Source organism: Chloroflexus sp. (assembly GCF_034432675.1).
In the GTDB taxonomy this organism is placed as follows: Bacteria; Chloroflexota; Chloroflexia; order Chloroflexales; family Chloroflexaceae; genus Chloroflexus.
This window is the reverse complement of the sequence record NZ_DAOUBI010000150.1, coordinates 1-18,245: the sequence shown is the minus strand read 5'-3', so window position 1 is coordinate 18,245 and position 18,245 is coordinate 1. Positions and strand designations below refer to the sequence as shown.

Annotated in this window: 15 protein-coding genes; 7 read left to right on the top strand and 8 right to left on the bottom strand. The window is 56.8% G+C overall.

What is annotated here, in order from left to right; all coding sequences use genetic code 11:
- Positions 1-202: 202 nt before the first annotated feature.
- Positions 203-1,066 (bottom strand): class I SAM-dependent methyltransferase, encoded by an 864-nt coding sequence (locus VAE55_RS11465; RefSeq protein WP_322815916.1) that lies wholly within the window; start codon positions 1,064-1,066, stop codon positions 203-205.
- A gap of 938 nt (positions 1,067-2,004) precedes the next feature.
- On the opposite strand from VAE55_RS11465, the gene hemN reads away from it, so the two are divergent.
- Positions 2,005-3,378, top strand: a complete 1,374-nt coding sequence (hemN, locus tag VAE55_RS11460) for an oxygen-independent coproporphyrinogen III oxidase (protein ID WP_322815915.1) — start codon at positions 2,005-2,007, stop codon at positions 3,376-3,378.
- Between the two features lie 12 nt (positions 3,379-3,390).
- Positions 3,391-4,815, top strand: a complete 1,425-nt coding sequence (hemG, locus tag VAE55_RS11455) for a protoporphyrinogen oxidase (RefSeq protein WP_322815914.1) — start codon at positions 3,391-3,393, stop codon at positions 4,813-4,815.
- A gap of 492 nt (positions 4,816-5,307) precedes the next feature.
- Here hemG and VAE55_RS11450 read toward each other — a convergent pair whose 3' ends face one another.
- The 4 genes from VAE55_RS11450 to VAE55_RS11435 form a co-directional block, all read right to left on the bottom strand.
- Positions 5,308-5,484, bottom strand: coding sequence for a hypothetical protein (locus tag VAE55_RS11450; RefSeq protein WP_322815913.1), 177 nt, complete (start codon positions 5,482-5,484; stop codon positions 5,308-5,310).
- 35 nt (positions 5,485-5,519) lie between these two features.
- The gene (locus VAE55_RS11445; protein ID WP_322815912.1) at positions 5,520-5,651 is read right to left on the bottom strand and encodes a hypothetical protein; all 132 of its coding nucleotides are present in this window, start codon (positions 5,649-5,651) and stop codon (positions 5,520-5,522) included.
- Between the two features lie 258 nt (positions 5,652-5,909).
- Positions 5,910-7,067: an MGDG synthase family glycosyltransferase gene (locus VAE55_RS11440; protein ID WP_322815911.1), complete on the bottom strand. Its 1,158-nt coding sequence runs from the start codon at positions 7,065-7,067 to the stop codon at positions 5,910-5,912.
- On the bottom strand, positions 7,060-8,199 hold the full coding sequence (locus VAE55_RS11435; RefSeq protein WP_322815910.1) for an MGDG synthase family glycosyltransferase: 1,140 nt from the start codon (positions 8,197-8,199) through the stop codon (positions 7,060-7,062). The genes VAE55_RS11440 and VAE55_RS11435 overlap by 8 nt, the downstream gene beginning before the upstream one ends.
- Before the next feature lie 697 nt (positions 8,200-8,896).
- Here VAE55_RS11435 and VAE55_RS11430 point away from each other — a divergent pair.
- From VAE55_RS11430 to VAE55_RS11415, 4 genes are all read left to right on the top strand, one after another.
- Entirely contained in the window at positions 8,897-9,529 is a 633-nt protein-coding gene (locus VAE55_RS11430) for a hypothetical protein (protein ID WP_322815909.1), read from the top strand.
- The gene (locus VAE55_RS11425; RefSeq protein ID WP_322815908.1) at positions 9,519-10,430 is read left to right on the top strand and encodes an alpha/beta hydrolase; all 912 of its coding nucleotides are present in this window, start codon (positions 9,519-9,521) and stop codon (positions 10,428-10,430) included. Before VAE55_RS11430 ends, VAE55_RS11425 begins: the two co-directional genes overlap by 11 nt.
- On the top strand, positions 10,427-11,827 hold the full coding sequence (locus VAE55_RS11420; RefSeq protein ID WP_322815907.1) for a sensor histidine kinase: 1,401 nt from the start codon (positions 10,427-10,429) through the stop codon (positions 11,825-11,827). The genes VAE55_RS11425 and VAE55_RS11420 overlap by 4 nt, the downstream gene beginning before the upstream one ends.
- A 99-nt stretch (positions 11,828-11,926) precedes the next feature.
- Positions 11,927-12,850, top strand: a complete 924-nt coding sequence (locus VAE55_RS11415) for a DUF1338 domain-containing protein (protein WP_322815906.1) — start codon at positions 11,927-11,929, stop codon at positions 12,848-12,850.
- 37 nt (positions 12,851-12,887) lie between these two features.
- Here the strand turns inward: VAE55_RS11415 and VAE55_RS11410 are convergent, their stop codons facing one another.
- The 3 genes from VAE55_RS11410 to VAE55_RS11400 form a co-directional block, all read right to left on the bottom strand.
- Entirely contained in the window at positions 12,888-13,541 is a 654-nt protein-coding gene (locus VAE55_RS11410) for a response regulator transcription factor (RefSeq protein ID WP_322815905.1), read from the bottom strand.
- A gap of 303 nt (positions 13,542-13,844) precedes the next feature.
- A complete protein-coding gene (locus tag VAE55_RS11405; RefSeq protein WP_322815904.1) occupies positions 13,845-15,083 on the bottom strand; it encodes a sensor histidine kinase in 1,239 nt (412 codons plus the stop codon).
- Positions 15,080-16,033, bottom strand: a complete 954-nt coding sequence (locus tag VAE55_RS11400) for a hypothetical protein (RefSeq protein ID WP_322815903.1) — start codon at positions 16,031-16,033, stop codon at positions 15,080-15,082. The genes VAE55_RS11405 and VAE55_RS11400 overlap by 4 nt, the downstream gene beginning before the upstream one ends.
- A gap of 705 nt (positions 16,034-16,738) precedes the next feature.
- Here VAE55_RS11400 and VAE55_RS11395 point away from each other — a divergent pair.
- On the top strand, positions 16,739-18,245 hold a 1,507-nt coding region (locus VAE55_RS11395; protein ID WP_322815902.1), incomplete at its 3' end, for a M1 family metallopeptidase.

The window sequence follows — 18,245 nt, the reverse complement described above, 5'->3', positions numbered from 1 at the left end:
ACCGTGCGGGTGGGTTGCGCCTGATTGGCAGCCAGACTGAGGACTTCAGCAGTAATCCCTGAGTCACGCCAGGCGTGAATGACCTCTGTGTGAATACGGTTACCCATCGCCGCACTATCGTAGCGTGGTAAGATATAGAGAATGCGCATAAGCCGATGTCACTTCCAGATCCATCTTACCATGATGAAGACGCTGGCAGGAGTCATTTTGTTCCCGACTGTTTGAGGGAGGCTGAGGATGGTTTTCGCAGCGTAAACATCACATAGAGAGGATCACTGCGATCAAAGCGTTCTTCCAGTGGGTGCACAATCCAGGCCAGGAGCAAATCCTTCAGAATGAAGGTACGCCAGAATCGAGTCAACCGGGTTTCATGGTAGCGCCAGTTGAGAATTGAACGGCCAAAACCACGCAGAGGACTAATCTGCAAACCTGCCGGCTGCACATATACCCGGTGAATATCCGCCTCGTTGTAGAAACGGAAAAAGGAACCGGCTTTACCTTCCTGGACAAAAGCGTTACGGGCCACGCGCTTGAAACGCCGAATGCCCGCGAAGAAGCCGGTACGCTCGCCGCTGGTATACGGGATGGTAATAACAGCAATACCATCAGGCGCTAACACGCGACCGATCTCGCGCCCAACCGCCTCATCGTCCGGGATATGTTCAAGGGTAGAGACCGCAGCAATGCGTACAACCGAATCAGATCGCAGTGGCATTGCTGTGGCACTGGCAACCAGCGGAAAAAAACGGCCATCACCTGGGCGGGCTGTCGCTGCTCGTTTCTCCTTTTGCCAGCGCACCCGATCAAGATCGAGTTCAAGCACCACAACGTCTACCCCCTCCTTAGCCAGCATATGGGGAAACGATGACGTACCCGAACCAATATCAACCACCAGATCACCACGCCGGACTTCGAGGGCTTTGGTTGCCCAGGGGTATTCAATTAATCGCCAGAGGCTGAAATCATTAACAGTACGGCGCAAAATACGCCAGCCATTGAGCGCCACCTCATACGCAATACAGCGCAACGCGCTCAGCCGAATTGGTCGTCGTTGAGAACGTTTCATGAAACTCACCATCACATTGATTACCGCCCAGATGCGGCATCACAGTATAGCATGAGAAGCGAGAGCTGAGGATAACCCTAACTCAATTTGATCAGGCTGGAAATCCGATGGTAGAACCTATTTCAGAAACGTCTGCCAGAAGGTATCTCATTCATGCCTGACCGACTCTATGATCGTGACAGGCACACCCAGCATCCGGGTGACCAGCAGGGTCAACCGCGTGCCACGTGCCGGATCGTGAGCATGGCTGCCGCACTCCGAACAGCGCGACACAGGTATGACAGAAGGGCAAAGCAACCAATCCAGCGTATGCCGGCACGACCGAAGCTACGCTCTGCCAACAGGCCAGGAGCAGGATAGGCTGTCTTTGGTGATTTGCAAGGCGATAGTCGGGAGCACAATAGCACAGCTTTTATGAAATAAGTTCTAATAGCGAAGATTACACCCAATGGTGAGTGTTGCTACAGCCTGCAAGGTAAGCGATACGATACGCACCTGACCGTGCGCACGGTGAGTGTGGCATCCCGGCTGCTGCCAAACCACGCACACGCGCCCATTGAGCGGGAACGGTTTTCATTCCAGCACACAATTGCACTGTGGATGGACGAAAAAGAGCTTCTGGCTTCCACCCGTCTGACAGGTGCATCTAGCATAACGCCCTGAGCGATTGGCTTCGCCCATCATCCAGGAAAAATCGGTAGATGATGGTTGCACTTTCGCAACCAATCTCGCAAAGAAGAAACTACACTTTTACCCATTTCTATCAGCAGAAACCGCAAATCTACTGCCGAGAGGCTTTTTGCCTGAATATTCAAAAGATTGACTATCATGCTAAAATGAGAACTATCACGGGCCTGAAAAGAAAAGTACGGAAGAGGTTTTTTTCTTGTTGCTGTAGTTTGAAAACAGTACTACAATGAACTATCATGAGGGCTGTTATGAGTGTTGAGATCACCCGCGAAACCATTGATCGCTACAACCGACCCGGCCCACGCTACACCAGTTATCCAACCGTTCCCCATTGGAATAACAGCTTTACCGCAGACGCTTACCTGGCCGCGTTAGCCGACGTTGCTGCAACACATGACTCGCTCAGCGTTTACGTTCATCTCCCGTTTTGTGCTGAACGCTGTGCCTACTGCGGTTGCAATGCCACCTCAACCCGACGGCCTGACGTTGTTGATCACTATCTCGACCGGATCGAACGTGAACTAAGTATGGTTATCGCAGCGCTAGGGAGCAATCGTCGAGTGGTGCAACTCCATTGGGGAGGCGGGACGCCCAATTTTCTGAATGAAGCGCAAAGCCGGCGGTTGATGGGTATGCTCCGCACAACATTCACACTCGATCCAGCAGCAGAAGTTGCCCTCGAAGTCGATCCCCGCATCGGCAGCCGTGAACAGATTTTTCTCTTCCGCGAACTGGGGTTCAACCGCATCAGCTTTGGCGTGCAAGACATTGCGCCCGCAGTCCAGGTCGCCATTGGCCGCATCCAACCTCTCCACCAGACCGAAACCGTCGTCAAGGCAGCGCACGACGCTGGCTTTTGCAGCATTAACATCGATCTTGTCTACGGCTTACCGTATCAGACACCTATCAGCTTTGCAACAACCCTACAGGCTATGATCGATCTGCGGCCTGATCGCATCGCATGCTTCAGCTACGCCCACTTACCCCAGGCCAGACCTAACCAGAAGCGTGTCGATGCCCGGCAGTTACCAACCGGTTACGAGAAGTTTCAGCTCTTTCGCCAGGCGATTGACACCCTGACCGCCGCGGGCTATGAGTGGATCGGGATGGATCACTTTGCGCTGGTGAGTGATGAATTAGCTGTTGCTGCCCGTGAACGCCGGTTACAACGCAATTTTATGGGCTACACCGTCTTACCAGCGCCACACCAGATTGGGTTCGGGATGAGTGCAATCGGCGACCTGGCTGGGCGCTATGTACAGAATGATGCCGGTTTGGGACGCTATCAGCGGGCTATTGATGCGGGTCAGCTACCGGTCAACCGCGGTATGCGATTGAGTGACGACGATTTGATGCGTCGGCATGCGATTATGCATCTAATGTGCAACCTCGAAGTACCGTTCGATCTTTCACTTCCGCCCTACGGCAATCGGCTAGGCGATGTCCTGGCGCCTGAGATTGAACGAATTGCCGCCTACGCAGCCGATGACCTAGTAGCCATCGAACCACACCGGTTACGTGTCACCGAGCGCGGGCGCTTCTTTATCCGGAATCTGGCGATGGAACTTGATCGATACCTCCAACAGGTAACAGAACGGCCGGTCTTCTCGAGTACGGTATGAGGAGAAACGCACATGATGGCGGGATACGACAGTGTAGTGATTGGCGGTGGCATTGCCGGTTTAGCTGCGGCTTACACGCTCCACAAGCGTGGTTATCGGGTCCTGGTCATCGAGTCGACCAATCGCGTTGGTGGTGTGATCCAGACCATCACCACACCAGAAGGCTACATTCTCGATTGTGGGCCGAACACAGTGGGTACCGGCGATGCGCGATTATGGCAGGAACTGATCGATCTGGGTCTGTGCGAACGGATCACGCTGGCAGCACCATGTAGCAAACGGCGGTTCATCCTGATCAACGGTACACCAGTTGAAATCCCAACCTCACCAGTCGGGCTGATTACCACGCGCTTACTCTCGTGGCGGGGTAAATTGCGGGTGCTGGCCGAACCGTTCATTAACCGTGGATCGACCGATTCCGATGAAAGCGTTGCTGCCTTCTTCACTCGCCGGATTGGTGCAGAGGCTACCGCCCATCTCCTTGATCCATTCGTTGCCGGAGTCTACGCCGGCGATCCGCAACGGCTCTCGGCGGCGGCAGTCTTTCCATCACTGTGGGAAGCGGCCCAGCGCAGTGGCAGCATCGTGCGCGGCATGCTGAGCAAACCCAAACCGAAGACTCAGGTGAGTGAGCCAAAGATGCGTAGCCGCACCTTTAGCTTCCGCGGTGGCCTGAACGAATGGCCACGCGCTCTGGCACAAGCTCTGGGTACCGGCAATGTCTGGACGGAACGGCGCGTGGTCAAGCTCCAACAACGCAATACCTGGTGGGAAGTGACAGTTGATGGTACAAACGGCCCGGAGACACTCATCAGTCGCAGTGTCATTATCGCTACGCCGGCCTTTACTGCGGCTGATCTCATTGAGTCGCTTGATCAAAGAGCGGCTGATGCCCTACGTGGCATTCCGTATGCGCCGGTGGCAGTGGTACATCTCGGCTTTCGTCGTGACCAGACCGGTCGGGAATTGAGCGGCTTTGGTGTTCTGGCCCCCTCAAGTGAACAGCGTCAGTTCCTCGGTATTCTCTGGACATCAAGCATCTTCCCGCACGTCGCCCCTCGTGATCACATTCTCACCACGACCCTCAGCGGAGGTGCTATCCGACCCGAACTAGCCGAACGGAGTGACGAAACCCTGATTGAAGCGGCCATTCGCGATCATCACCAGCTTCTGGGGATCAGAGGGCAACCGACCTTTACCCATGCTACCCGCTGGCGAACAGCCATTGCCCAGTACACCTTTGGGCACCGCGAGCGCATTGCCACCCTCGCGCAACTCGAACAACGCCTGCCGACTATCCAGTTTGCCGGCAGCTACCGTGACGGTGTTGGAGTGCCCAAAACCTGGGCCAGCGGTGTACAGGCAGGCGAGCGGATCGCTGCGGTGCTGGCAGTCCAGGGAACTACCGCTGTTTCCACAGAGACGGCGTCGGGGTAAGGGAAGAAAGCTCCAGATAGCGCTGGTTAGATACTGTGCGCGGGTTTTAACGAGGTGGTGGCGTGCGGGAGGTATGCTTCCGCACGCCCAACCACGTACCTGGGCACGACAGAGCCTGGAACGTAGCCAATCCGGCGCGTGATGTCGCTGTGAATAGACGAACGCACTTTCACCCATAGCTAGGGGCATCATCCAACACGGCACAACTCGATCATAGGGCAGATCAAGCCGGTATCGTGGCCGCACCACACCGAGCGGAAGCAGCGCAATCAAGCCAAACGATAACCACCCTGGACGGAGAGAACGTGTACGCATAGAACCATCCTTTGCCCAACTTAGCGTCGAATCGGCGGGACATAGATACGAACCGGCGGGACGATATCGTCAATGGCAAAGGGAAGTGCAGGTGCTGCGGTAACCCGATAGCAACGACCTCTATCTTCAATGCTGCTTATCCATCGCGATCAGGCGTAAGCAGGAGGTGGTGTCTGGCTATAGTGCATGAAGCACGAAGAGTGTCTCAGCCGGAATGGCACTCGCGGTACCGACGTGCCTGATCCACGACCCTCCTTCCTGCACGGCGTACTCCAGACAGGCAATCCGACCATCAGGCGCCGGCCAGCGGATCAGCATGCCGTCAGCGGTACAGTACGTGACCAGCGTGATCAAGTTGCAGATCCTCCTTTCTGGTCGCGCACTGCTGTTTAAACTGCCTGCTCACGGGTACCGGCATAAACCGGCAGGGGTGTTTGGCGATCCGCCTGTACGACCAGTGGCGAGCTACTACTCAACAAGAGGGCGACGATCAGGAGATAGAGAAGGCGATAGCGCAGCATACGGGCACTCCTTTGCAGGTGTTACACGCGCAATGCTTCACAACTAATACAGACCGATAACACGACCAGCACGGTACCGGATAGACCTTTTGACCCGTTCAAACAGCGATTCATGTTTAAGAAATGCGAAAGAGGAGTAAATTTGGCAGCAACATACAAACATCCCGCAGGAGAGGCTCTCTAAGAAGCTCCTGCGTGATGGATGCAGATGGTACGGGATTACAGGTGGAAATTATAGGCTGCTAATCTGGATTCGTGTTATGATCCCCCAACCGGCTGCAAACTCAACTGCTGGTGGATCACGCGGGCAATCTGGATTGCCCCGTCGCGCGGTACGGCATGTTTGAGTCGTTCGACGATTGCAGCGTAGCGCACCGGGTCTTCGAGCTGGCTGATTGCGGCCACAATCCGTTCGTTGGTGGGGCAGAAGAAGCCTAACTCGTAGTTCAGCACAAAATCAATGTTCCCGTGTTCCTGTAAACCGACCGCCTCAGTGACGATGACCGGTTTGCGCATAACTAACGCTTCCATCAACGTGCCGGGGCCGGCTTTGGTGACCACCACATCGCTAGCCGCCATCAGCTCTTCCATGTTGTTGACGAAACCAAACACATGGGTATGCGGTAGTCGTGGCCCACTGCGTAGCTCTTCGTAGAGCGCCCGGTTCTTGCCGGTCACAACCAGGAATTGTTTATCGGGCATCTGTTGTTCGAGGGTTTGCACCAGCTCGCCAAGACGACCAGACCCGACGCCACCGGCAGTCAACAGGACGGTGAACCGATCCGGTTCCAGTCCAAGATCACGGCGGGCAGTTGGGGCATCACGTTGCTCGGCAGCAAATTTGGGATGCACCGGAAAACCACAGCGCCGGAGCTGGCTGGATTTCATGCCGCGTTTGTGCATTAACCGGTACGCTTCGTCGGTTGGGGTCAGTGCCAGATCGACACCAGGATAGCTCCACGATGCGTGCAGGGTGACGAGATCGGTCACGACGGTCAGCACGCGGAACGAATGCTGCCGTCGCCGGGCCGCACACACCAGGCGATGAACGAGGGGATGGGTGACGACCACCAGTCGTGGCCGCCGCTCGGTCAGCAGACGATTGAGGTTCTGGCGGGCAATCAGGTAGACAATCCGCGATAGAAAGCTGACCGTTGATTGGGAATTGGTCAGTTGGAATGAGAAATTGTACAGCTTTAACCAGCGGGTTGAGAGTTGATCGTAGAGACCGGGCGCACTACGTACACCGGGAACATTCGTTGCCTGCAAGAGGTCTTCAATGGCCCAGGTGATACTCGCACCGGACATCTGCTCAAGGGCAGCACTGATTGCCACCGCAGCACTACGATGACCACCACCGGTATCAGAGATCGCAAACAGGACATCAATCGGTTGTCGATTCACAGCATTAGTCATGGCGGTGACTCTCAAGATCGGCAATCACCTTTTCGGCAATGTCAAGCGCCGCCCGCGGATGCGCTGCCGCCTGTGCACAACGGCGCATTTCAACCAGCATGGTTGGATGGTTAAGGAGGTTCAGTACAGCACGAGGTGCTGACTCGCACATACGGAGCTGAATGCCGCTCCCAGTACTGACGACATAATCGGCATTCCATTCCTCGTGACCGAGGATGGGATCAATGACAACCATCGGTGTACCGCGAGCCAGAACCTCACTCACTATCAGACCACCGGCTTTGGTGATGACCAGATCGCTAGCGGAGATCAAATCGTCAACGTAATCGACAAACCCCAACACGCGCAGAGTAATGTTCGGCGTGGAAATAAAATCGCTTAACGACTCGACCAGAGTTGTATTGCGCCCGGCAACCACGATCAGGGTTGCTTCAAGCGAACTCTGCATGAGACCGCTGACGATCAATCGCACGTGTTCATCATCAACCCCACCACCAAAGAGGGTAATGACCGTCCCTTCAAGCGGGAGTTCACGCCGTTGTCGTGCTTCGCGGCAATCGTTGGGCTGGGCAAAGGCCGGGTCAATCGGAATCCCACTCACGACGATCTGCTGTGGACTAACACCGCGTTCGATCAGTTGAGCGCGTGTCTGCTCGTCACCGACAAAATAGCCATCGATCTCGGTGTACGTCCAGAAGGTATGGGCTGCGTAGTCGGTAATCACGCAGTAGATCGGTTCGGTCAGGCGCGCACTGCGCTTATAACTGACCAGCAGCTCCATCGGGAGAAAATGGGTGCAGATGATGACCTCTGGCTGAAATGCCCGCAAGACCTCTTTCAAGCCATTAGTACCAATGCCCTCAACCAGCTTGCGGATGTTGTTCGTTATCTCGGCCAGGTTCGGATCGGCATTGGTTTGCGTATAAAAATAGCCCCACACCAGCGGCGCCCGGTCGGTCAATTCAAGATATGAGCGTGCATAGGCAAGGCGAAACAGACGTGAGGTGTGGTCAAGTACGTCTTCAACCCGTACCTCACCCGGTTGGCGACGACTAAAAGCAGCAGCCAATGCTTCAGCAGCACGCTTATGGCCGGTTCCAACCGATGCGTGCAAGATTAACACCCGCGGCATAGATCTATCCCCCACGAGGCACGTTGCTGTGCGCGAACAATAGTATCTTTCCACCGTATGGTACCATAAGTCGTCTGCATAAAGTTACCTTTTCCCAACCGAATGTCAGAGTCCAGTGATGCGAAGGTGGAAAACAGCTATAGGTCGTGAATGAGGTGTATACTGCTGTTAGATGTTCTCTACCGTTGATCGTGACGAGCAAACACAGCATCCTCGTGACCAGTATGGGCAACAGCGTGCCATGCACTGGATCGTGAGCACGGCTGCTGCGGCAGCATGGCTGCCGCACGCCAAACGCCGCGCCACACGCATAACGAGCGGGTAAGGCAACCCATCCAGCGTGTGATGTAACGTCGGTGCTGCTCTTTGCCAACAGGCCAGGAGCAGGGTAGGCTATCATTGGTGATTGGCAAGTGCGCATGCGCCTGGGCGACGGTCTCGTAGCACGAGAGTACGGCTTTTATGAAATAAGTTCTATTCCTCCATATCCACGCCGCAATGATCGCAGGAATGCGCCAGAAACCATCTCCGCTTTTGCAGTGGCGGGCTGCGGCTGTGGCGTACTCTATAGCGGTGCAGGTGTCAACGCTGTACCGATTCTATTTTTCCCCATCCCATCGGTCTATCGGTTCGCCGAGAGCGGGTTGGGCGCGAGTGGGATGGTATACTATACACAGGGTAAGCCAACGGAGCCGTTATGCGGGGATTTGGTCGGTTATTGGGCGCTCTTTTGCGGGGGCCGGAGCGGACATTTGGTTGTCTGGTGTTTGTGCTGGGTGGTTTTAGTCTGGCTACCTGGCCTGTGGCCGGTGTGGGGCCGATACTGACGTTGATTACATTGCTGCTGATTGTCATCGGGCTGACGCTTTTCTGGCGGGATGTGGGCTGGTTTCGCCGGGTTTGGGGTGGTGGTTTGATGCTGGCGGTGGCGGCAGCGGTGATTGCGATGCTTAATCCCGATACGCCGCACGGTGCGATGTTTCAGGTGGTGGCGTGGCTGGCGTTGCTGCCGGCAGTGCTGGCGGTGATCGCTTATGCCTACCAGCAGTGGTTTGGGCAGCAGGATGCGCCGGTGTTGGGCGAAGGGTCGCAGGCTGTTGAAGGTGCTGCCGATGCGGCCATACCGCCGCCGTTGCCCCGTCAGCAGCAGGTGGCCGATGCTGTGCCGCCGCCGTTGCCGCGTCCGCGCCGTGCGTTTGGTGATGCGCCGGCGATTGAGCCGAACGAGCCGGCCATTGATCTGCCACCACCGCTGCCCCGCCGAGTCGCGGCGACCGATCTGCTTGAGCGCCTTTTGAACACGCCACCAGAGCAGGGCAATGGAGATTGATCCGCGTGCACGATTGATTGAGTGGACGAGCAGTAGCCTGGGGGTGAAGGGGCGGATGTATGTGTATACGCCGCCAGAGTACCATCCCCACGGCCCGGCGTTGCCGGTCGTTTATCTGCTGCGCGGTCATGAACGGGAATGGGTTAATCGGCGCGAAGATGATAGCCGGATGGGGAGCGCTATTGATGTTTATGAGCGGGTGCGCACACGAGGGGAGATTGGGCCGTTGATTCTGGCGATGCCCGGTCTGGCCAGTACCGATAATCGGATTCCCGGTTTGTTGGCCGATTTTGCGGCACCACATTTGACCGATGCAGAAGGGATCGGCAGTGGTCGGTTTGCGACGTTCTTTTTTGAGGAAGTGTTGCCGTTGCTGGAACGGGAATTTCACGCGCATCCCCAGGCCAGGGCAATCACCGGCTTTTCGCTCGGTGGCTATATGGCCGTCAAAGCGGTTGCCCTGCAGCCAGAGCTGTTTGTCAGTGTCAGCGCCTATGATGGGTCGTTTCCTTACGCCAGCGACAACGGTCGGCGATCACGGCGCTATGATACGCTCTTCACCGCGCCAATGTTCGATCCGGCACTGGGACGACCGCGCGATCCGGATCGTTTGCGCGATCACAACCCGATTTGTCTGTTGATGCGGGCTAATCGGGCTGCGTTGCGGCGGATTACCTGGATGATTCAGTATGGACCGGAGCACATTGAGCCGTGGGGTGCAAACTTTTACCGGGGTGAGTATCTGCTCCGGGCGCTGGCGACCCTCGGTATTGCCAATGCGACTCCGATAGCGGCCCTGCCCGATGGGGCGCATACCTGGGCAGTGGCTGATCGTCATCTGGAACAGGCGCTGCCGTTACACTACCGGGCGTTCGAGCGTGTGATGAAGTCAGACCCATGAAGACACCACCCTCTGATACGATTGAATTGCTGGTACGCCTGCGCTGGCCGTTCGCGGCAGTGGTGGGGTTGCTGTTTGCGCTGACCCGCCTGGTGGAAGGGTGGTATTTCGATGCCGCGATGGAGACACCCGCCGGACGAGCGCTTGATCCGATTGTGTGGGGGCTGCTGGCGTTTGCCGCGATTTGGGGTGTGTTGAGCTGGGCCATCCATCAGGAACGGTTGCGGATCTCGAATGAAGCGCGTATGCTGGCCGCCCTGCGCGAGAGTAACGAGCGCCTCGAATTACTCTACGAGATCAATCAGCGGGTAGCGTCGAGCGCCACGCTTGATGAGGTGCTCGATTATGCGATCACGCTGCCGGCTCGATTGGTGAATGCCGGTGCAGCTACGATTGTGTTGATGGACGAGCAGGGTCAGCCGTATACGGCCCGCGTGACCGGGATCGACGCTGGAGAGCTGGAACGCGCCCGAACAGCGTTTCGGTTGCGCTCGATGACGTCACCCCCCGATCAACCGGTGGTGTTGTCACCGCATTTAGGATGCAATTGGGCAGCATGCCTGGTGCTCCCATTGGTAGAGCACGATGCCCACCCGATTGGATGGATTGAAGCCTTCCTCAAAGAAGGTCCCGCCACATTACGCGAGACCCGTCAGCCGGTACTTCAGCCGTTGCTGGCGACGGTGACCGGAGAGCTGACGGAGGCGGTGGTAAATAGCCGGCGCCGGGATCGAGCGATTGCCAGTATTGCTGCGGTTGAGCGAGCGATTAGTGCTGAACGTACCCGCATTGCGCGTGATCTGCACGATGGTGTTGCCCAGTCGCTGGCGTTTATGCGGATGCGGATTGATCTGTGGGAAGACTGGCTGACCCAGGAACCAGAACATTTACGCGAAGAGTTTGCTACTTTCAAAGCCAATCTGCGCCGCCAGATTGAAGAGTTGCGACGGGCAATCTTTGCCCTGCGGCCAATTGAGATCGGGCAGTTGGGTTTTGCCGGCGCTCTACGCCGCTTCATTAACGAATTCGCCGAGCAGCAAGACTGGGACGTTTCGATTGACTTCGCCGAACTGCCGCCCGATCTGCCACCGGTGCTTGAGCTGGCAGCATTTCGCTTTGTGCAGGAAGCCCTGAACAATGTTGCCAAGCATGCGCAGGCCCGCCGGGTCTGGATCAAGCTGGGAGTGCGAGACCAGGGGTTGATTATCCACGTGCGGGATGATGGAGTTGGCTTTAATCCCGGTGAGGAACCACCTGCCGGGCACTTCGGCTTACGGCAGATGCGCGAACGGGCAACTGCACTGGACGGTCAGTGTATGATTATGTCTCGTCCTGGCGACGGGACGGAAGTGCGGGTCTGGCTGCCACTGCGCTACTCTGTCACCACCGTGAACTGAATCCATCTTCTGGCGTATCCACAACCAGACCGGTGATCGGGTAAGATACCTCTACAAGAGAGTCACCACGCAGGCGTGGTGTGAGTAGCGCGAGGAGTTATGACAACCACAACCACCGACCGTATCCGCATCTTTGAGCAGGTACTCGACGGTTTGATGCGCCGTTATCGCGAACGGGTACCTGATGTCAGCGCGATTGCGCAGGCTATGGTTCGCGAAGGGATTATTGCCTCACCCGATCAGATCGAGAACGACCATATCGCCTTCCGCACGATGGGTGTGTCGCACCTCGGCATTCGCTCGCTGGAGAAGATTTTCCTGCACTACGGCTATGAACGGCGTGATCGGTACCACTTCCCGGCCAAGAAGCTTGATGCTTTCTGGTACCATCCGCCTCGCCCCGATCTGCCCCGTATCTTCATTTCTGAGCTGCGGGTGAACGATCTTTCCCCAGAAGCAGCGACCATCATTCACAGCTATACCGATGAAGTGACATCTGATCCGGTTGATGCCCTTGATCTGGACGATGCCGCGCAGGTTGACGAGTTTCTGCACCGCCCACTCTGGCGCCTGCCGACGTGGGCCGACTACCAGCGGCTGGCTGCCGAGAGCGAGTATGCGGCCTGGGTGATTTACAATCGCTACTACCTCAACCACTTTACGATCACCGTCCACAATCTACCGACCGGCTACAACACGATTGCCGATTTCAATGCGTTCCTCGAACGGCATGGCTTTAAGCTGAACGATTCCGGAGGGAAGATTAAGGCCAGCCCCGACGGCAAGCTCTTGCAATCGAGCACAGTAGCCGAAATGATCTGGGCTGAGTTTGCCGGCGGCGAACGTTATCAGATTGCCGGTTCGTATGTTGAGTTTGCCGAACGGCGTCCGCTCGACGAGTTTGCCCATCTGCCGCCACACAAGCTGCGGCGAGAGCATCGGCGCGAAGGCTTCGAGGCCGGCAACGCCGACAAAATCTTCGAGAGCACGTATAGCACGCAGACGGTGAAGCGCGTCGGATAACAGTTGGTGTCGGGGTGAGTCGTGCTTCACCCCGACCTCACGACAACAACCCCAATTCACGCGCACGGATGATGGCCTGGGTGCGGTCACGCACGGCCAGTTTGGCCAGCAGGCTGGAGACGTAGTTTTTGACAGTACCCTCGCTGATACAGAGCTGATCGGCAATCTCGCGGTTTGAGTGTCCGGCAGCAATGCCATGCAGTACGTCCATCTCACGCTCGGTAAGCGGCTCGACTAACGGCGATGGCCGGGTGGCCGGTGCCGAAGCGGCCAGGCGCGAGAATTCGGCCAGTACTTTGCGGGTGATGCTCGGCTGAATCAATGCCTCACCACGGGCCACAATGCGGATTGCGGCGACAATGTCGCTGCTGTCGGCGTCTTTGAGCATGTAGCCACGGGCACCGGCTTTCAAGCCCTCAATCACGTATTCATCGTCATCAAAGGTGGTCAGGATGATCACACCGATGTGTGGCCAACGCCGACAAATCTCGCGGGTGGCGGCAACCCCATCCATCACCGGCATCCGTATATCCATGAGAACAACATCCGGTTGCAACCGCTCAACGAGTTCAATGGCTTGCTGACCATTCACGGCAGTGCCAACAACTGTCAAATCTGCTTCGAGATCGAGCAGGGTCTGAATACCCTGACGTACCAGGGTCTGGTCATCAACTAACAGGATGCGGATCATAGCCCCCTCGTCTAACGTTACTACAGCGCCACGTATCAGGCAACGCTGTTCGGACACGGCACAGCATCTGCGATCGCGTTAGCGGCGGATGTGATGTAAGGATGTGTTCTCGCTCTAACCGCTGGACACTCTGTCACCGTTCTGGGACGGACAATCAATATATTTCGGGAGGTAGTCCGACACACCCCCGGCGCTCGTGGCACCAGACTGGGGCGACGCGGAAGTATGGCTTCCGCACTTCGCGATACCCTGACGCCAAAGAGGTTTTCAGCGATACACATGAGCGATCTCCGCCTTACCCTGTCATGCATTTCTCGATCTGCGGGGAAGCACAATCGCAAGGAGAAAACCACCTTCCGGTTGCGGTGCAGCCTGTATCTCGCCACCCAGCCGGCTAACCCGTTCGCGCAATCCGGCCAGACCAAAACCGGTTTCGCCAATCGCAGGAGCGGGCGGCCCGTCATTGATCACGTCGAGACGCACCGATTCGACATCGGCAAGCAATCGCACCGTTACACACGTGGCCTGGGCATGCTTTTGCACGTTCGTCAAGCCCTCTTGCGCAGCGCGGAAAAGTGTCATGACCATTGCCGGCGAAATCTCACCAATCTCACCCGCCTGTTCAAACCTGATCTGGAAGGATGCGACCCGGCTGAAATGGTGTACCAGCCGTTCAATGACGACCGGTAACGGCTGATCGGCAAGTGGATTGCTGCACATAAGAGCCACACTCTGACGCACTTCGGCTAAGGCGGCCTGTGCCGCTTCGCGACATAGATGAAGTGCCTGCGCAGCACGAACCGGATCGTGTTCGAGTAAGCGGGCTGCGGCCTGTAACTGCACGTGCAGGGCGGTTAGATGATGGCCCAGGCCATCGTGAATCTCGTGCGCCAGGCGAACCCGTTCTTCAGCCGCAGCCAGGGCCAGCTCGCGCTCGCGCGAAGCTGCTAACGCCTCATTCGCGGCCCGTAGTTCAGCCGCCAGACGCTCAGCGCGCGCCATCTGTTCGCTGAGCCGCGCTAACACGATGGAAAAGATGAGGGTGAAGATGAGACCCAGCGCAATCGATGGCGCCTGGGTCAGGATTTGGGTTGGCGATACGCCACGCAGCCAGAGCACGCCATTCCAGCCGGCGTAGAGCAAGAGGCTGAGCGCCAGACCAGGCCAGATACCGAGACCGATGATGGCCTGCGAGCCAACCACAAAGAGAATGAAGGGCAGGAATGTCCAGCCTTCATCGAGACCAAGATAATTGACCACGAGAAAGATCAATGAACTCAGCCCGAAAAAGAGGCGATTGGCGACCACATCACCCCAGCGCAGTTGCAGGCTATCCCAAGCCGCATTAAGGGCCAGCAGCAGACTCAAGAGCACTATGACCGGATAAAAGCGTTCTGCCGGTAGATGACGATGAAAGAGGATATACTCAACCAGCGCTACCGTGATGACGGCATAGGCTGCCATCATTAATGTATGCTGACCGTTATTGAAATAGGCGGTTAACCGTTGCCACCACCCGGCTTGCTGTGCTGACGACATCATTGCACGAGCCACGGCTGTAAAATGTAATGCCACCAGTTGTTGAGGACGCCATCGGTTTCACCGGCAACTCGCGGCAGATGGTCGAGCCACCAGAGATGATGGAGACGCATATCGCCATTTCCCCACTCGGCACAATCCATCAGTCGCGGTGGTGCGCTCAAGTCGGGAAACTGGTACCAGGCATCGGCCCGTGACTCCACCCGACGCGGGTTCCCCCAGTCGTAATCACGGATGCTGGAAGGCGCAAAATGGACGTTTCCGCACTCATCAAGGCGGGTGAAGCATGTCCACAGATTGCGTTCAGCCGGGTGATGCCGATAGACGTAGGTCATGATCGACTCAACCCGATGACCAAAATTCTCCAGCATACAGCCAACATCACGCTCGACATTAAACCCCATCACGATATAGCGGCGTGCGGCAGGAATATGTAGCGGCGGCGCATTGCACCAGAAGGCAGCGGGGCCAATCATCCGACTCTCATAATAGCCGGCATATGGAAAACCGAACAGCCAGATTTCGTCAATCTCACCCCGATCAATGGCATCGCTTAAACCAATCTCGGCCAGCAATCGCTCATAATCTGCTTCATCGGGCTGATGAAAAGGGATGCGGCGTTCCCAGGCAGCCAGATAGGTCGCGCTATGGTAGCGAAAGCCGTCAATCTTCACCGGAAAATCGGTAAACGTGCGCCGCACGACAATCCGGTAATCGGCAATCCCCCCTGAGCAAATACGGAGATCGGCGATATACTGCGCTGCCAGTACTTCAGGATCGTACCAGCCCATCACCTTGCTTAACGGCAGGTTCCCTCGTTCGGGAATAGGAGGATCGTGGACAATTAGCGCTACATTCAGCGGTATCGGTACACCGGGACGGTCACCACGCACAATTGCCGGCTGTACACCTGCTTTCGTTCGGTTACCCCAGTTCAACAGCCAGTTAAGCATCGCCGTTGCCTCCATTCAGCGGTATGGCGCACGAGAAGTAAACAATGTCCAACCGTCACATTGTCACAGAATCGCTCCGAACCAGTCATACACATAGGCGAACAGGCAGCCCACACACCTTCAGCATACCAGGGAAAAGGAGCAACCTGACATCTGCTTTTTGGGCGATGCCGCCTGTAGCTTGTGAACGTGTCAGACCCTTATCGCACAGAGTATCCCAGCCATCACTCCGGCAGACAGATACTATCTCCTGGCCCAACCGGTGAGAAGTATGCCGGCTATCGGTAACCGATGGCGTATCTTTGCCTCCAGGGTAACAAACGCCGGCACGGAGATGGTGGTTAGATGATGTGGCATGCTATCACAATACCTCCGGCAAAAACAAATAGCGGCAGGCAGCAAACCATCCTCTTGTCGTCGGCCCATGGCGGTGAGAAACGATCAGCAGGTATACGTACCTTCACGTTCAAGGACAGCACCGGTGTTGATGGGTGGTACCGCGTCTCGCAGTGTGCTGTAGTCCACCCTCGCCGGGGGCGAAAACCAGCGGTGCGGTATGGCTCGCTGTCGCGCACCGGTTCTGGCCTGCAATACCTCGCGAGATGCAAGTACGGTGTGCTGTTGCGGGTAGGGAGCGCGCCGGATGTGTGCGCTCCCAGGCTTTGGCATTTAACCATCCCTGCCAGGCTGTGGTATGATGCCGTTATGATACGACTATTGCTTCTGATCATCATTGCATTTGGTAGCGTCACCACATTCACACCCGGTGCCGTCTTCCGCGACGATCCGCCGGCAGCTACGACCATCGTTGATCCCTTCATCACGGCCCAAACGGCGGCGATGCAGGCCGAGCATGCTGCCGACCTTGCCGATGCAGATTGGGATCGTTACACTCTCACGGTGCAGCTTGATCCAACCGGCCCCCGCTTGAGCGGTGCAGTCAGTGTTCGCCTGACCAATCGTAGCGAGGTGGATTTCGATACCATCTGGTTTCATCTCTACCCCAACCACCCTGATTTTGGTGGACGACTCGATGTGACTTCGGCGCAGATCGATGGAGTACCGGTGCCATCACGCACCTTACACGGCGACACTCTGATTGGCTTGCGCACACCGCAACCGCTTCCCCCCGGCCAGAACGCAACGGTCACCATGACCTTCACCGCCCGCACCCCTCGCAACGCCAGTCAACGCATCTTTGGCGCATACAATCTGGAGGCTGGGGTCTGGTCAATTGCCTCGTTCTATCCAATGCTTGCCCGCTACATCCCAGGTATGGGCTGGGATACACGGCCAATTGTGTCACGCGGTGACTTTACCGTCAGTGCAACTGCACTCTACGACGTTACAGTTGATGCACCCGCCGACTGGCATCTGGTTAGTAGCGGGAGTCGGATTGAGCACCGTACCACAGATCACAACCGCCAGGTAGCCCGATTTGTCAGTGGGCCGATGCGAGAATTCTATCTGGCGGCACTCCAGGGCCTCATGCCGATCAGCACTGAAGTAGATGGCATACGGGTGATCAGCTACGTGCAACCGAACGATCAGACCGCCGGTGAGCAGAGTCTGACGATTGCCACCACAGCCTTGCAGGTCTTCAACCAGCGTTTCGGGGCATACCCGTACAACGAGTTTGAAGTTATCCAGGCGGCATTGACTCAGTTTTACGGTATGGAATATCCTGGTGTAGTGCTGATCGAGCAAGACCTGTACCGGCGCAACGACCGCTTACTGGAGACGACCATCGCCCATGAAATCAGCCACCAGTGGTGGTACGGGCTAGTTGGGAACGACGCCCAGGGCGAGGCGTGGCTTGACGAAGGGTTGGCGAGTTACAGCCAGATCCTCTACTACGAGATGATCGACAACCCTGCCCAGGCCACAGCCGAATTCGAAGCCTTCCGCGCCAGCTACCGCCGATTGCGCGAGCGGGGCGGCGATGCGCCCCTGGCTACTCCCCCAGCGGCGCTCAGTAATGGGCGCTACGTCCCGATTGCCTATGCAAAAGGGGCGCTCTTTTTCCACGCACTCCGTCAACGTATTGGCGAAGCTGCCTTCAACGACTTTCTCCAACAATACGTCGCTACGTATCGCTGGCGGGAAATCGCCGGCCCTGATCTGATCCGTATCGCCAGTCAGGCGTGTGGATGTGACCTGGATGATCTATTCACGGATTGGGTGCTCACCGCTACCGCCGTGCCGATCCCCT

Bases quoted from the DNA above. Each gene is read 5' to 3' on its own strand.
- VAE55_RS11405 (WP_322815904.1), bottom strand. From the start codon at position 15,083: ATGATGTCGTCAGCACAGCAAGCCGGGTGGTGGCAACGGTTAACCGCC.
- hemG (WP_322815914.1), top strand. From the start codon at position 3,391: ATGATGGCGGGATACGACAGTGTAGTGATTGGCGGTGGCATTGCCGGT.
- VAE55_RS11420 (WP_322815907.1), top strand. From the start codon at position 10,427: ATGAAGACACCACCCTCTGATACGATTGAATTGCTGGTACGCCTGCGC.
- VAE55_RS11440 (WP_322815911.1), bottom strand. From the start codon at position 7,067: ATGACTAATGCTGTGAATCGACAACCGATTGATGTCCTGTTTGCGATC.
- VAE55_RS11445 (WP_322815912.1), bottom strand. From the start codon at position 5,651: ATGCTGCGCTATCGCCTTCTCTATCTCCTGATCGTCGCCCTCTTGTTG.
- VAE55_RS11430 (WP_322815909.1), top strand. From the start codon at position 8,897: ATGCGGGGATTTGGTCGGTTATTGGGCGCTCTTTTGCGGGGGCCGGAG.
- VAE55_RS11415 (WP_322815906.1), top strand. From the start codon at position 11,927: ATGACAACCACAACCACCGACCGTATCCGCATCTTTGAGCAGGTACTC.
- VAE55_RS11465 (WP_322815916.1), bottom strand. From the start codon at position 1,066: ATGAAACGTTCTCAACGACGACCAATTCGGCTGAGCGCGTTGCGCTGT.
- hemN (WP_322815915.1), top strand. From the start codon at position 2,005: ATGAGTGTTGAGATCACCCGCGAAACCATTGATCGCTACAACCGACCC.
- VAE55_RS11400 (WP_322815903.1), bottom strand. From the start codon at position 16,033: ATGCTTAACTGGCTGTTGAACTGGGGTAACCGAACGAAAGCAGGTGTA.
- VAE55_RS11410 (WP_322815905.1), bottom strand. From the start codon at position 13,541: ATGATCCGCATCCTGTTAGTTGATGACCAGACCCTGGTACGTCAGGGT.
- VAE55_RS11435 (WP_322815910.1), bottom strand. From the start codon at position 8,199: ATGCCGCGGGTGTTAATCTTGCACGCATCGGTTGGAACCGGCCATAAG.
- VAE55_RS11425 (WP_322815908.1), top strand. From the start codon at position 9,519: ATGGAGATTGATCCGCGTGCACGATTGATTGAGTGGACGAGCAGTAGC.